Below are 15690 nucleotides of genomic sequence, written 5' to 3'. Positions count from 1 at the left end.
TGTAATAATACTAACTTTAATTAATGTATCTATGCGAATGATTCTAAATCTGAAACAAGGAACACAGAAGGCGCTGTTCTTCGTGTTCTTCCTGTTCTGCAGTACAGTGATGGTGGCACAGAACAAGGTGTCCGGAATTGTACAGGATGCAACAGGCGAACCGCTGATTGGTGTGAGTATCCTGGAAGTGGGAACCAACAACGGTACTGTGACCGACATTGACGGAAAGTTCTCGCTGACCGTCAACCGAGGGGCAAAGATAAGCTTCTCGTATGTGGGCTATACCCCCCAGACACTGGCTGCGACCAATAGTATGACAGTTGTCATGCAGGAAGACAGTAAGTTGCTCAACGAGGTGGTGGTAGTCGGTTATGGTACCATGCGACGAAAAGATGTAACGTCCTCTATCACTACAGTGAAGTCGGAGGATCTGAACAAAGGTGTGTTCACCGATCCAGCTTCGATGCTGCAGGGAAAGGTGGCAGGTCTGACGGTAACCACTAGTGGCGACCCCTCAGGAACTCCTTCTATCACCCTCCGCGGTGCCTCTTCACTGCGTACAGGAGATGCTATGCAGCCGTATTATGTCATCGACGGAATTCCTGGTGTTGACATTTCGATGGTGGCTCCCGACGATATCGAGTCGATCGATGTGCTCCGCGATGCGTCGGCCACGGCAATCTATGGTTCTAAAGCCGCAAATGGTGTCATCATTATCACCACCAAGAGTGGTCAGGAGGGGAAAACGAACGTGACCTATAATGGTTATGTTGCTTTTGACAATGTACTGAAGACGCTTGATATGGCATCAGCCTCACAGCTCCGTTCCTCTGGTCTTATCGGTGCCGAGCAAGATGGCGGTGGTGATACTGACTGGCAGGATGAAGTTCTTCGAACAGGATTCAGTCATAATCATAATGTGAGTATCTCTGGTGGTAATGCCAAAACCAAGTACATGGGATCTGTCAACTATATGAATCGTGAGGGTGTGGTACGCGGAACAGGGATGAACCGTGTGAATGCCCGTTCATTGTTGACCACCAAGATCCTGAAGGATCGCCTAGAACTCTCTCTCGGTTTGAATGCCATGCAAGGCAAGCATAAGGGTGTGCCCATGAGTGGCGGCGGCTCATCAAACTCTGGTAAGAGTGTGCTTGATGCCATGAACTACTATTCACCTACCAACCCCGTGAAGAATGCGGATGGCACGTGGTATGAGTCGTATGTCGGTTCTGCTAATTACAACCCGCTGTCAATGATCTATGAGAATGGTAATGAGAACGAGTGGAAACGTCTGCAGTTTATCACTAAGGCCTCTATGAAGATTGTGGAGGGACTGGTATGGCATGTCAACTACTCATACGACAGCGGACAGAACACCTATAGTTGGTATCAGACCCACCAGACTCAGATGGAAAAAGGTTATAACGGTCGTGCTCATCGAGATACCTACCTGCGTCATAACCAGACTTTCGAGACTTATGGAAACTATGATGTCACTCTTAACAAGGTGCATAAACTCGGTCTGATGGCAGGTTATAGCTGGGAGGAGCGAACCAATGGTGATGGGTTCGGTGTCACTGTCAATAACTTCTACAACGATGTGACTGGTTTCTGGAATCTCCGCTATGCCAATAATATCAATGGAATCACTGATGTGACAGGATCTTCCAAGGCAACCATCCGTAATATCTCGTTCTATGGACGTGCCAATTACTCGTTTAATAGCCGATATATGCTGCAGGCTACTATTCGTCGTGACGGCTCTTCCGTGTTTGGTGCCGATCATAAGTGGGGAACCTTCCCTTCTGTATCTGCAGCATGGAATATCACAGAAGAGGACTTTATGAAAAATCAGAGTGTCTTTGATCAACTCAAACTCCGTGTAGGTTATGGTGTCAGTGGTAATGCCATGGGCTTTGGTGCTTATGATGCTATCGCCACCTATGGTCTGAACAGCAACTCGTTTGAGTATATCTTGCCCGATGGAACCAAGTATACGATGTATGGTATTGAGGCACAGAACAATCCCAATCCCGATCTGAAGTGGGAACGTACGTCAATGTTGAATATCGGCCTTGACTTTGCTTTCCTTGGTGGACGTATCAATGGTAGTATTGAGTACTACAACAAGAAGACTTCCGACCTAATCTGGAACTACGCTGTTTCAACAAGCGTCTATCCTCTGAACTGGATTCGTGCTAATGTGGGCGATATCACCAATAACGGTGTCGAATTCACAATCAATGCCATTCCCGTCAAGACGAAGGACTTCCAGTGGCAGACAACGCTGAACCTCTCTCATAATAGGAATACGGTTGATAAGCTCTCTAATTCTACATACAGCGTTGATTATGTGGATTATGGTAACCCGAATATCGGCGGCATCGCCTCTAATGCTGACGTACAGCGCATCATGGAGGGCGAACCTCTTGGTACGTTCTGGACATACAGGCATGCCGGCTATGATACCAACGGTAATAGCGTATTTTATGTTGGTGATCTTGAGAAACACAAGGACGGTGAAGGAAAAATCCAGCCTGACACCTATCAGGACGCCGATGGCAACTGGGTAACTTCTAATCCTGGCTACGACGACAAGGCGAATTGCGGCAATGCACAGCCGAAACTCGTTTATGGATGGAGCAATACACTGAATTATAAGAACTGGAGTCTTACGGCTTTCTTCCAGGGCGTGCTGGGTAATAAGATCCTGAATGCCACCAAGGCTCACTATAGTTTCCAAGGACATCTGGCTGGTGGCAAGAACGTGCTCGCTGAAATGGTGAACGATAAGAAATGGCAAGCAGATGCTAATGCTCATATTCCTGGTGACAATTATATCGAGAATGGCAGTTATCTGCGTCTCTCAACACTAACGCTCGGATATACCTTTAAGGAACTTGGTGGATGGGCGCAGAGTATGCAACTCTATGCAACCTGTAACAATCTGCTGACGATTACCGGTTATAGTGGTATCGACCCGGAGGTAAACCTTGGTGGACTTGATCCCGGCATCGATTACCGGGAGACTTTCTATCCTCACACACGTTCGTTTATCATTGGTGCTAAGATTAACTTCTAAAATACAAGGATAATATATGAAAACAAATATAAGAATATTTCTTGCAGCTGGACTGATGGCAATGACTGCCAGCTGTACTGATCTGGATGTGATCCCCGAGGCACAGTTCACGGAATATCCCGATAGCGAGGCTGCCGTGGAGGCTCAGATGGCCGATGTCTATTTCCATCTGCGTGGTACTCTGGGACGTCGTTATATGGAGTCGCAGGCTCTGTCATCCGACGAGTGGGTGGGCATCAGTTTCGATGGCGATTATGCTGACGGTGGAATATATGCTCAGTGCTCTCTGCATAATTTTGATCCTAGCAGCGCTTCCACGGGTTGGTATGAAGAGGTGGCTGCCGGCATCACTAAGGCCAACCGTGTGATCCTGAACATGGGTGGTGAGGAGAAAGATGGTACGGCCCAAGCCCGTTATATGCGTGCTTTCTATTCATGGATTCTGATGGATAGCTATGGTGACACACCAATCCTCGATCACTTGGCTGTTGATGGTGAGCAGATCAACCGTTCACCGCGTGCCGAGGTAGCTCGTTGGATTGAGAGCGAACTAAAGACTATCATACCATTGCTGCCTGCGAATGTGGATGTCAGTACTTACGGTAAGCCGACACGTTATACTGCCGAGGCTCTTTTAGTGAAACTTTATATTAACTGGCCCGTCTATACTGCTAGTGATGTGACCGCATACGATGCTGCCAATTATAATAATGAGCATCTGAACGATGTGGTGACTCTTTGCGACGATATCATCAACTCAGGTCAGTTTAGTCTTTCTGAGGGTGCCGACGGTTATCGTTCGAAGTTCTGGCCCAATAATGGTTATCAGGTGAAGGATTTTATCTACGCGATGCCTTATGACGCCATTACTGCACAGGGCTTCCAGTATTGTCGTCCGCGTATCTGGCGTCAGGGACGTAACGATGGCAATGGTGGTGCAGGCTATTTCGGCTCTGATATAGGAAACTCCACGGGTGGAAACTTCTCTATCTCACCCGAATTCGCCGATGTGTTGATGGCATTGGAGAGTGATGATCGTCAGGAGAATATTCTGGCTGGACAGATTTACATGTTTGATCCTACGACATATGCTAAGACCTCTACACCGTATAAGTACAAAGATGAGGCGATTTGTCTCGACAAAACCATCCGTCTGAAATGGGTCGACGCTGAGGGTGATCCGCATTATGTCGAGTATGAGGATGGTATTAAGAACACGTCACTCTATCCTGCTGACTGTGCCATGTTGAATACGGGTAAGGACGTGAAGGGTTGGAGTCAGGGCTATAAGTCGGTGAAATACTTCGTAATCCGCGAGGACTTTATCAACGGGCGCAATCAGTCAAACGATTTGCCCATCTTCCGTTACGCCGATATCCTGCTGACGAAGGCTGAGGCTATCACCCGTGGTGCATCTGTCACAAATGACCAGACTGCTCAAACCTTGTTCAACGAGATCCGTTCTTACGTACATGCGCCACTGATCACAGAAGCTCCATCGCTGGAGGATATCTATGCAGAGCGTGGTCGTGAGTTGTTCGACGAGAATTGGCGTCGTAACGACATGATCCGTTTTGGGCATTTCGAGGATGAGTATGGTTTTCATCGCAAGGGCTTCCCAACGGCTCGTTTCGATAAGGAGTGTCGCGTGTTCCCTATTCCGCAAGGGGTACTTAACACAAACACTAACTGGCAGCAGAACGCTGGTTATTAAATGGAATAACCTAATAACATCATGATCTCCTCTGGGCAGCCTTTTTTGTGGCTGCCCAGACTATTATTATAAGAAGTTTTGTGATGCTAGGGCTCTAAGAAGAAATAAATATAAAAAAACGGGAGGATGTGTTGGTGTTCAGAAAAAAAAGCAATACTTTTGCACTACTAAAAGCCATAAACCAGAAAGATTGATCCGTGAAACAGATACCCAAACCTATAGTTAATAAGTTAAGTCGATATGTATTACTGACAATGTTGGTAGTCATGATAGTCGTATTAGCCTTATCTTTCAGGATATGCTATCATGCTGTAAGAGCAGAGTCCCATGTCCGTTATGTAGGTATGATGAATGTCGCTTCCGAAAAGATTGCCAAAACCATCAGAGGTATGGAGATGAATGCAAAGAACGTATTCGATGAAGTAGAGAAACACATGAGTTCTCCAGAAACGGTGGTCGCTGCCTTGGAAAGTAAGACAAGTCTGAACCCTGATGTGAGAGGCTATTTTGCTGCCTTCGAACCCAACTATTTCGAGCAGAAGGGAAGGTGGTTTGAGCCTTATGTGCACCATGTCGATAGTAGTGAGTTCGTTGTTCGACAAGTGGGCTCAGCCCGTCATGACTATACGAAGTCTGACTGGTATGTACGTGCAAAGGAACTGGGAAAGAGTTTCTGGTCTGAACCATATTATTACTATGACGGAACGAGTATTAGTGGTCATTATTGCACCTTTGTTAAACCAATCTACAACGTGGCAGGGCATCTGGTCTGTGTTTGCGGAGCGGACATGACCTTTGAATGGTTGACCAAGGAACTGCAGCAGATTGACGATGATGGCAGAGAGGACGATATGTTGAATATGTATCGTATGAATAGGAAGTTCGACTTTTATACCGTTGTCCTCAACAAAGATGGTGGTTGTATTGCCTATCCGGTGGAGAAGAGTGTACCAATCAAGGATAAGGACATTATTTGCGACCTCAAAGAGAAGAAAAGCGGAATGGTTGATATGGAGATCGATGGTGTGCCATCGACGGTATATTATGGACCGATAGAATATATTGATTGGTCGGTGGCTGTCGTAGTGCCGAGAGAGGATACCCAGAAGCCTTTGCTTTGGCTGGGGCTGGTTCTCCTGTCTGTCGCTGTGGCGGGAATAGTGGTGGTGTGGCTGATATGTCGTCGTATGAGATATGTTGAGGCTGTCTAGATTCATTCCCAAGACTCTGTCGCTCAAACTAAGCCTGATGGTTTGCTTTGAGATTGCGTTGCTGCTCTCGCTTTCTTTGGCAGTGATGTTCTACTTTTCGCGTAAGGCTTTAAGGGAAGAGGCAATGCATGATGCGGAGCAGACACTGGAGGGAACGGCGCAGCATGTCGACAACATCCTATTGGGCGTGGAGCAGTCGGTTGGCAACTTCTATTGGGAACTATTAGCACATCTTGACCAACCAGATCGCATGTTCATTTATAGTCGGAAAATCGTAGAGTGTAACCCCAATATCGTGGGTTGTGCAATTGCCTTTAAACCGAATTATTATCCTGATCGTGAATTGTTTATGGCCTATGTTCATCGTCAGGACAACAGGGAGAATTCTGGTGGTCAGTCGGAATTGGTGACGCAAGAGACCTTCGCCAACCGACCCTATACGGAGCAGGTATGGTATACTGAACCTATGAGGACTGGGCGAACCTGTTGGACGAACCCATTGAAGAACGATAGTACCGAGGGTGAGGCAATCTCCACTTTCTGTTTACCCATCTACGATCGTAGTGCAAAGTGTGTGGGAGTGGTGGCCGTCGATCTAGCCATTAGTCAACTGTCGCAAATTATTCTGTCTGCCAAACCCTCCGACAATGGCTATAGCGTTCTATTGGCGAGTAACGGTTCATATATCGTACACCCTGATCCGGAAAAGCTGTTGCATCAGACGGTATTCTCTCAGATGGATCAAGGTGCAGACCCTTCGGTCTTAAAGGTTGGCAAAGCGATGGTGGCTGGTGAGTCGGGGTTTAAGCCTTTCTACATGGATGACCAGAAATGGTATATATTCTTCAAACCCTTCAAGTGTCTGGAGGTGCCGGGACGTGCATTAGAGAACCTCCATTGGAGTATTGGTGTTGTTTATCCTGAGGAAGATATCTTCGGTGAATACAACAGACTGCTTTATTATGTGGTTGCTATTGCCATTATCGGACTATTACTCTTCTTTGTACTCTGTCGTACAGTTTTACATCGTCAGTTGCTACCATTGAATATGCTTACTCGCTCGACACAGCGTATAACCGATGGTAACTACGACGAAGTGATTCCAGACACCACTCGAGAAGATGAGGTAGGACAGTTACAGGACCACTTCAAGAAGATGCAGCAGTCGTTAGTAGCTCATGTCAGCGAGTTGAAGGAGTTGTCAACTACACTGCGTGAACGCAGTAAGGTACTACGGAAAGCTTATAAGAGGGCTCAGGAGGCTGATCGCACGAAGACAACCTTTCTTCATTACATGACCAATCAGATGACAGGACCTTCAGACGCCATCGACAAGAGTGTCACAACCTTGTGCAACAACTATCACGATATCAGTCAGGAGGAGATTGATCACGAAGTTAGCAATATTCAGAAACAGACCGACGTCATCATTGACCAACTTAACCATCTGCTTCATGTCGCAGGAAATGATACGGAGAAGACGATGGGACGGCGGGTGAAGTTCGAAAAGAAGAAGGAGGAGTCTCATGAGTAATATCTTTCGAAAACTAATATCCGAGTTTCACTCGCCTAGACGAAGTCTCTCAACGAAACTCTGTCTTGGCATTCTGCTGATGGTCGCACCAACCTTTATCGCGGCTTTGGGTGCATTATACCTCCAGTCGCGATTTTTTATCCGTCAGGAAGCCTCGGAGCGTGCTAACAGTATGCTTAATACTATGACACAACGTGTCAGGAACTACATGAGCACGATAGAGACCTCGACCGATGCTAACACGTGGCTCCTTGAAGAGCATTTCACACCCGATTCGTTGCAGTCGACCTCTCACCGTATTGTGAGCCTTAACCGTCAGGTACGTAGTTGTTCCGTCAGCGCCGTGCCTAATACATTTCCTCAATATGGCCGTTACTTCTCTGTCTTCACCATCAATGATGGTGATACGATTATCACCGTCCGTGAACCAGACTTCGACTATTTCGACAAGATATGGTACAAGGCTCCGATAGACTCTGGGAAGGCTTGTTGGGTGGATCCTTTCTGTGAACATACAGAAGGAGCAATCGATTATAATGAGGCTATCGCTACTTATTGTAAACCCCTTCGTCCAGATGGCGAGCACATCGCGGGGGTTATCTCCGTGGATCTCGCTTTCAGTCAACTTTCCAGAATTCTCAACTCCACTGATCAAAGCCTTCCCAATACTTATTTTATTCTCCTTGGCGGCGATGGGCGTTACTTTATCCATCCCGATACGATGCGTCTTTTTAGGAAGACCATCTTTACTGATGCTGATCCCGTTCTTCATTCCGACAGGATTGCCTTGGGGCATGAGATGACGGCTGGTAAACAAGGAAATATGCACATCACCATCGACGATCAGCTCTGCCATGTGTGCTACCGTCCAGTACCTGGTACAAACTGGAGCCTCGCACTGGTTTGTCCAGATAGTGATATCCTAAAGAGCTATCACCGGCTGACCTATGTTGTCATCGCACTTATCATCGTCGGGCTACTGGGCATCCTATGGTTGTGTAGGCGCTCTGTAAGTCGTACCATTCAGCCCATTAATCAGTTGATGGGGTTCTCGAAGAAGATAGCTGATGGCAATTATGATGAAATGATTCCAACTTCCACACGTGAAGATGTCCTTGGTCAGTTGCAAAACAGCTTTGCAGCTATGCAGCGCTCACTCCATGAGCATATGCATAGTATTCATCAAGCCACAGAAGAGACCCGGGAACGTAATGAGGAATTGGTGCATGCCATGAAGATGGCAGAAGAGGCTGTTAAGCAGAAGAGTCTGTTTATACAGAACGTGTCGCATCAGATACGTACACCGTTGAACATCATTCTTGGTTTTGCGAATGTGCTGCGCGACAGCTTCTCGTCGCACAATGACGGCGGGGGTGGCGCCCTTCACGATAAGGAGTTGCATGACATCACAGGTATGATGAAGTACAATGCCATCCACCTGAAACGTATGGTACTTATGCTCTTCGATAGTTCGGAAACAGGAGCTTCTGAGGAGTTGCTGAGTCGTAGAAGTGATGAGGTGTCGTGTAACGAACTGGCTAGGGAAAGCATCGAATATACAAAAACCCATTTCCCTGGTCTGACCATCTCTTTTGTGTCGGAACTGAGTGATAGCTTCTGTATCCTGACTAATCACCTGTATCTGGTACGCTCACTCCGAGAGTTGCTTTACAACTCAGCCAAGTACTCTGATGGTCAGCATATCCTATTGCGTGTTTCACAGACGGATACATCTATCCGCTTTATCGTCGAGGATATAGGACCAGGAATGCCGGAAGAATCCCAGGATCTGATCTTCAAACCTTTCACGAAGGTTGATGATCTGTCTGAGGGCCTTGGTCTTGGTCTGCCTTTGGCCAAGCGTCATGCTGTTGGTTTAGGTGGTGATCTCCTATTTGATACCACCTATCAGGAAGGGTGTCGTGCCATCATCGAGGTACCGAAATAATGATCCGTAATCAATATGAAAAAGAGTATAGTAATACTTACCGCTTGTCTCCTGTTTGTCTCAATAACAATGGTGGCACAAGTATGGCACGATGTCGATCCGCGTATTGGCAGTGAGGGCGTGGGGCGCACGTTTCCTGGTCCTTCGATGCCCTTTGGTATGTGTAAACCAGGTCCCGATTGTACAGTAAAACCAAATGCAGGATGGGCTCCCATGCCGGAGGTGGTGACGGGCTTCTCACAGACTCATGTTAGTGGTACGGGTGGGGGACAGAAATATGGTAATATCCTGATACAACCCGTCATTGGAAACGAGGATCAGAAAACGTACGAGCAGCGTCGTGCTAAAGAGGAATTCTCGCTTGGCTATTATGCTACGACCTTCGAGAGTGGCATTTGTACGGAGATCACAACCTCTGAGCGGTGTGCCTTCTATCGTATCCATTATCCAACTAAAGGCTTGCTGTTCATCAATGCCACTCATTATCTGGGTAAGAACTCTATCCCTGATCTGCGTGAACAGCAGCAGTTTGTCGATGCTGAGGTAGAGGTGATGGGTGACCATGAGGCGTGTGGTTTCTCTCGTGTCCGAGGAGGTTGGAACAATGGTGATGCCTATACGGTCTATTTCTTTCTGACTAGTGACAGGCCGTTCTCCTCTGCAGGTAGTGGACAGACGACCACCCTTCATTTCTCTGACACACTTGTCAATATCAGGATCGGCATTTCCTATGTCAGTACCCAGCAGGCCAGGCGGAATATCCCCGACTGCGACTTCGACACGCAGTTAGGCAGGCTTCGCGAACGTTGGGAGCAGCTGCTGAGCAGGGTGCAGATCAAAGGTTCCGATTCTCAGCGTCGGATGTTCTATACAGCTCTTTACCACACGATGCTGATGCCTGTCGACAAGACTGGTGAGAACCCGAAGTGGGCGGACACACCCTATTACGATGATTTCTATGCTATCTGGGATACCTATCGTACGTCAACTCCGCTCATCACCCTGCTCGACGAGCAGCGTGAGACTGATATTGTAAACGCTCTGTTGAATATCTACAGACGTGAGGGATATATGCCCGATGCACGCAGTGGTGACTGTAACGGTCGTACGCAGGGCGGCTCGAATGCCGATGTGGTCATTGCCGATGCCTATGTGAAAGGACTGAAGGGTATTGATTACAATCTGGCTCTTGAGGCGATGTTGAAGGATGCGGAGTCCGATCCAGGAGCTGATCATGAGAAGCATGGAAGGGGCGGTCTCCTCGAGTATAATCGCTTGGGCTATATCCCCTATGGCATAGACCGTGCCGGCACTCGTACCATCGAGTATGCCTACGACGACTATTGTATCGCTGAGGTGGCCAAGGGCTTGGGGCGCATGGATATCTGTGAGCGTTTTCTCCGTCAGTCGCAGAACTGGAAGAACCTCTGGCGTAGCGACTATGAATGGGATGATGTGCGGGGCTATATCATGCCTCGTGATGCTGATGGGGTCTGGCTTGACTCCGTGCCCTGGGGCCGTTCGAAGGTCTTTAAGCCTCTCATCCCCTATACGCCAGTGACGAAGGTGGCCCCCTGGTACCTACCGTGGTGGAGCACGTTCTTCTACGAGGCCCTGTCGGCAGAATACTCGCTGAGTATCCCCCACGACGTGGCCGCACTTATCGAGGTTTGTGGCGGCAACGAGACTTTCCGTCGCCGACTTGACCTATTCTTTGAGCGAGGGCGCTATAATGTGGGTAACGAGCCGTCGTTCCTCACCCCTTGTCTCTATCACTGGATAGGACGTCCTGACCTTACCTCCGACCGTGTGTGCCAGATTGTTACAGCGCATTATAGCGATCAACCCGATGGACTGCCTGGTAATGACGATAGTGGCGCGATGTCATCGTGGCTCGCCTTTCATCAGCTGGGACTCTATCCCAATGCTGGACAGGATTACTATCTGCTCCACGTTCCGCTTCTCTCTGAATGGTTGTTGCAGTTATGTAATGGTAAGACCGTGCATGCTGTCGTCAAAGGGCGGGGCACCCGCTTCGAGCGTGTGACCTTCAACGGCCGTGAATTGACAGACGCACGCATCACACATGCCGACCTGATGCAGGGCGGTGACCTCGTGTTCTATGTCTCTAAAGACCCGAGGAAGCCAAAACAATCATCAGATGCCAGTACACAGCTACTTTATGCCGGGCAAACCCAGACTTTACGCCGGGCAAACCCAGACTTTGCTCCGACCAAGACGCTTCATATCAGTTATACGTTAAATCAACAGTTCCGTACATGGCCACTCGTCTATGGCTGGCAAGGCGACACGCTGGTCGTTACTTGCAAGGAGGCACAGTATGTCCTTTCCCGTTCTGTCGTGGAGAATGCCACGGGTTTCTGTTGGGATATCCCTACCGACGGTGCTGTGTATCAGTCTCAGGGCACCGTCGCCTTCATCTCCCGTCAGGCTATGGACCACCTGCGACAGAAAGGCTTCTTCCTCTACGATGATATCACTTGGCGCAGTCAGGATGATAGTGGCATGGAAAAGATACATGTCCGTGCTGATATTGATCAGACGGACATGTGGATAGAGTACGACAGGACGCTCGGCCTGTATCTTGTGACGGAGATGAGAAATAACCCCCTCGGCATCGACTGGCGCCTGATGCGTTAGGATTAGACAATATCAACAGATGAGAAAAATACTGCTTGCTACTTTAATCTTCGCAGTCGTAGGAGTGATGGCGCAAGAGAAATCACTCCAGCAGTTGGGTGGTGTGTATTATGCTTATCCCATAGAGTCGGGAGTGGCAATGCCAGACATTCAACCAGTGCCCGACGGCTATGTGGCGTTCTACATCTCACACTATGGGCGGCATGGGTCGCGCTGGCTGCCCAGCGACGAGAGGTACAGATGGGTAAACAATCAGTTCGCTAATCAGAAAAACCTGACGGACCTAGGCGAGAGCGTTCGCAAGCGACTGTCGCTGATATGGAAGAATGCCAAAGGGCATGGTGGCAGGCTGACTCCACTCGGAGGTCGTCAGCATCGAGGTATTGCCCAAAGAATGTTTCAGCGCTTCCCTCACCTCTTCACGGCCGAGGCTCATCTGACAGCTCACTCTAGTACCGTTGGCCGTTGCAGAAGCAGTATGCTGAACTTCCTGTCCGAACTTCAGGCACAGAATCCCTCATTGGATATCTTGCCCGTGACTTGCGAAGAGGATATGGCTTGGATCGCCTATACCTCGCCAGAGGAGAAGGCTCTGGAGAGCCGTACCCATGTGCCACTAACGGTCTCGACTGACCGTTTTGTCAAGACACTGTTTATCGATCCGTCGAAGGTTGAGAATCCTGAGCGATTGTTCACGGAACTGCATACTATCGCCTCCGATATACAGGATGTGGAACTGGACGTTTCTCTCTATGATATCTTCACAAGAGAGGAAATGGAGGCTGTCTATGCGATGAACAACGAGCGTATGACCATCTGTAATGGTGATGAGAGTCTAAACGGTGGGATTCCCGCCCGCAGTGCCGTCTCACTTTGGCGTCGTATCGAGGCCGACGCTGATGCGGCTATTACCAGGGGTGGTGTAGGTGCAGATCTGCGTTTTGGACATGACACGAATCTCTATCGTCTGCTGACACTGATGGGTGTCGATACTGGGGGCATGGGCATGGATGAAATTCTGCCGATGGCAGCCAACCTGCAGATGGTTTTCTATAGGAATGTCGCAGGCGATATCCTAGTGCAGCTACTGCACAATGAGAAGTCCCTCGGCTTCAGAAACTGGGAGGAACTGAAACAACAGGTTAGTGAACATATATGTTCATTAGAGTGATTATCGGAAGATCAGGGTGGTGAGACGCTCTGGGACGAACAACTTACGGGCTACCTGTTGGATGTCTTCGGCCTTGATAGCATCGATGCGTTGGAATAGTCGATCCAAGTCGCGCTCCTGACCAAGATGCAGATAGCTTTTACCGAAGTCGAGGGCGAACTGTTCGCGATTGTCGCAAGCGATGGCAATCTGCCCTTTCAGTTGGCGCTTGGCAGCAGAGAGTTGGCGCTCGGAGAGCGGACGTATCATCATGCGGTCAAGTTCATGGCGTACTAGTCGGAGACAGCGACGGATGTCGGCGTGATCGCAACCGAAGTAGACACTCCAGATACCTGTATCGGAATAGCTAGTCATAATGCTCTCAACAGTGTATACCAGACCGTGTCGCTCTCGAAGCGAGAGATTCAGGCGGGCGTTCATGCCTGGTCCTCCCAAAATGTTATTAAGGAGGTAGAGCGTCATGCGGCGCGGGTCGTCAAAGGCATAGGATCGGGTGCCGAGCATTACATGGGCTTGATGGGTGCCCTTGTCGAGAATGATCGATTGACCATCAACGGAACGTCCTATCCCGATGGAACAACAGTGCTGATTGGCCATTTTAATGGCCTTCGAAAATTCTAAATTCTCTAGTTTCTTGACGAGGCGTGCGAAACTGATGTCACCGTAAACGAAGAACACAGCGTTGTCGGGGCGATAGTGACAACGTACGAAATGAAGGAAGTCCTCTGTCTTGTAGGTGCGCAACTGTTCTGCGTTGCCTAGGATGTTGTGTCCCAAAGGATGTCCCTCGAAGAGGAGATTCTCGAACTCATCGTAGATCAGTTCTGCAGGTGTGTCGTTATAACTCTCGATTTCGTCGCAAATCACCTCCACCTCTTTATCGATTTCATGTTGTGGATATTGACTATGGAAGACGATATCGGTGAGCACATCGACCGCTTGAGTGAAGTGCTCCTTCGATATTGCGGCATAGAAAACGGTGTCTTCCTTGTTAGTGAAGGCATTCAGTTCTCCGCCCACACCTTCTAAGGCATTGATGATCTGAAGGGCGTTGCGTTGTGCCGTACCTTTGAACGTCATATGCTCACAAAAATGAGCCAAGCCCTCCTCGCTCAGCGGTCCTGCCTGACTATTCATTCGTTCATCACGGGTGCCAGCGGCAATTCCATAACCACAATATACCACTTGCGATGCAGATGGCAGATGGATGATGCGCAGACCGTTCTTGAGTGTATGCGTGTTGTATTTCGTCATACTGTTTGCAAAAGTACAAAATAAAATATAATTCATCTTGCTTTTTTGAAGAAAAGCAGTATCTCCAATCGTAAATTTCATATTTATTTTGTACTTTTGCATTTGTAATGTTTAAGAGAAACTATGCGAAAAGTAATAGGAATAGGCGAGACCATTCTCGATATTATATTTAAAGACGAGCAGCCGATAGGGGCTGTACCAGGCGGCTCAATGTTCAACGGTCTGATATCCTTGGGACGTTCAGGCCTGAACACAACCTTGATCAGTGAGACCGGAGATGACCGGGTCGGAAAGAACATCATCCATTTTTTGGAGGATAATCATGTGGATGCTAGTAAGGTCAACATCTGGCCGGAGACGAAGTCGCCGATATCACTGGCTTTCCTTGATGACAGGAACGATGCGGAGTATATCTTCTATAAGGATCATCCCCATGATCATCTTGAGTTCTCCTATCCTGACATTCAGCCCGATGATGTGGTGATGTACGGATCTTACTATGCCGTGAATCCGGTTATACGCGATCAGGTGAGGACATTTCTGGAACATGCCCGTGCGCAGGGGGCTATCCTCTACTACGATGTGAACTTCCGTGCCTCTCATCGTGATGAGGTGATGAAATTGAGGGCGAATATCTTGGAAAATTTCGAGTTGGCAGACATCGTACGTGGTAGCAAGGAGGATTTTGAAGTGATGTTCGGCCTGGAGAATGGCGATCAGGTATATCGTTCACAGATATCTTTCTACTGTAAAAACTTCATCTATACTTGTGGCGCTGAACCATTGGAGTTGCGCACCGTTGGTGGTGTGGAAAAGCGTTATTCTGTGGAACAGAAAAATACTGTCAGCACCATCGGTGCCGGTGATAATTTCAATGCAGGTTTTGTATATGGTCTGTTGAAGGATGGTGTCACCCGAGAGATGCTAGAGAACGGTCTGACCGAACAGCAGTGGGACGAGATCATTGATCAAGCACAACAGTTCTCTGCGAATGTGTGTCAGAGCATCCATAATAGCGTGGATCAGGTGTTCGCAGATCGTAAGCGTGCAGAGTTGGAGGACGCTTTTGCTGCCTTGTCGGAGAAAAAGGATTCTGTTCAATAAACAGCCTA

General features: G+C 48.4%; 9 protein-coding genes. 8 read left to right on the top strand and 1 reads right to left on the bottom strand.

What is annotated here, in order from left to right; translation table 11 throughout:
* Positions 1 to 31 precede the first annotated feature (31 nt).
* The 7 genes from BLU99_RS05550 (at position 32) to BLU99_RS05520 (ending at position 13324) form a co-directional block, all read left to right on the top strand.
* On the top strand, positions 32 to 3085 hold the full coding sequence (locus BLU99_RS05550) for a SusC/RagA family TonB-linked outer membrane protein (protein WP_091900195.1): 3054 nt from the start codon (positions 32 to 34) through the stop codon (positions 3083 to 3085).
* A gap of 16 nt (positions 3086 to 3101) precedes the next feature.
* Positions 3102 to 4799: a RagB/SusD family nutrient uptake outer membrane protein gene (locus BLU99_RS05545; protein WP_091900194.1), complete on the top strand. Its 1698-nt coding sequence runs from the start codon at positions 3102 to 3104 to the stop codon at positions 4797 to 4799.
* Between the two features lie 266 nt (positions 4800 to 5065).
* Positions 5066 to 6010: a PDC sensor domain-containing protein gene (locus BLU99_RS05540; RefSeq protein WP_176771055.1), complete on the top strand. Its 945-nt coding sequence runs from the start codon at positions 5066 to 5068 to the stop codon at positions 6008 to 6010.
* Positions 5994 to 7544, top strand: a complete 1551-nt coding sequence (locus tag BLU99_RS05535) for a PDC sensor domain-containing protein (RefSeq protein ID WP_091900192.1) — start codon at positions 5994 to 5996, stop codon at positions 7542 to 7544. The genes BLU99_RS05540 and BLU99_RS05535 overlap by 17 nt, the downstream gene beginning before the upstream one ends.
* Positions 7537 to 9492, top strand: a complete 1956-nt coding sequence (locus tag BLU99_RS05530; RefSeq protein WP_091900191.1) for an ATP-binding protein — start codon at positions 7537 to 7539, stop codon at positions 9490 to 9492. Before BLU99_RS05535 ends, BLU99_RS05530 begins: the two co-directional genes overlap by 8 nt.
* Positions 9493 to 9507: 15 nt before the next feature.
* Complete coding sequence (locus BLU99_RS05525) at positions 9508 to 12153, top strand: GH92 family glycosyl hydrolase (protein ID WP_091900190.1); 2646 nt, start codon at positions 9508 to 9510, stop codon at positions 12151 to 12153.
* A 19-nt stretch (positions 12154 to 12172) separates the two neighbouring features.
* Positions 12173 to 13324, top strand: coding sequence for a histidine phosphatase family protein (locus BLU99_RS05520; RefSeq protein ID WP_144006095.1), 1152 nt, complete (start codon positions 12173 to 12175; stop codon positions 13322 to 13324).
* On the opposite strand, the gene BLU99_RS05515 is transcribed toward BLU99_RS05520, so the two are convergent.
* On the bottom strand, positions 13325 to 14578 hold the full coding sequence (locus BLU99_RS05515; RefSeq protein WP_091900188.1) for a M16 family metallopeptidase: 1254 nt from the start codon (positions 14576 to 14578) through the stop codon (positions 13325 to 13327).
* Positions 14579 to 14701: 123 nt separating this feature from the next.
* Here BLU99_RS05515 and BLU99_RS05510 point away from each other — a divergent pair, with 123 nt between their 5' ends.
* Positions 14702 to 15682 (top strand): carbohydrate kinase family protein, encoded by a 981-nt coding sequence (locus tag BLU99_RS05510; RefSeq protein ID WP_091900187.1) that lies wholly within the window; start codon positions 14702 to 14704, stop codon positions 15680 to 15682.
* Positions 15683 to 15690 lie beyond the last annotated feature (8 nt).

It is taken from the genome of Prevotella sp. lc2012, from assembly GCF_900107065.1.
Classification (GTDB): domain Bacteria; phylum Bacteroidota; class Bacteroidia; order Bacteroidales; family Bacteroidaceae; genus Prevotella.
Note: the sequence above shows the minus strand (reverse complement) of the source record. Positions and strands in the feature narration are given on the sequence as shown.

What these genes read in the sequence shown, in the direction of transcription:
- BLU99_RS05550 (WP_091900195.1), top strand. Translation starts at nt 32, where the DNA reads ATGCGAATGATTCTAAATCTGAAACAAGGAACACAGAAGGCGCTGTTC.
- BLU99_RS05545 (WP_091900194.1), top strand. Translation starts at nt 3,102, where the DNA reads ATGAAAACAAATATAAGAATATTTCTTGCAGCTGGACTGATGGCAATG.
- BLU99_RS05530 (WP_091900191.1), top strand. Translation starts at nt 7,537, where the DNA reads ATGAGTAATATCTTTCGAAAACTAATATCCGAGTTTCACTCGCCTAGA.
- BLU99_RS05510 (WP_091900187.1), top strand. Translation starts at nt 14,702, where the DNA reads ATGCGAAAAGTAATAGGAATAGGCGAGACCATTCTCGATATTATATTT.
- BLU99_RS05515 (WP_091900188.1), bottom strand. Translation starts at nt 14,578, where the DNA reads ATGACGAAATACAACACGCATACACTCAAGAACGGTCTGCGCATCATC.
- BLU99_RS05520 (WP_144006095.1), top strand. Translation starts at nt 12,173, where the DNA reads ATGAGAAAAATACTGCTTGCTACTTTAATCTTCGCAGTCGTAGGAGTG.
- BLU99_RS05525 (WP_091900190.1), top strand. Translation starts at nt 9,508, where the DNA reads ATGAAAAAGAGTATAGTAATACTTACCGCTTGTCTCCTGTTTGTCTCA.
- BLU99_RS05535 (WP_091900192.1), top strand. Translation starts at nt 5,994, where the DNA reads ATGTTGAGGCTGTCTAGATTCATTCCCAAGACTCTGTCGCTCAAACTA.
- BLU99_RS05540 (WP_176771055.1), top strand. Translation starts at nt 5,066, where the DNA reads ATGATAGTCGTATTAGCCTTATCTTTCAGGATATGCTATCATGCTGTA.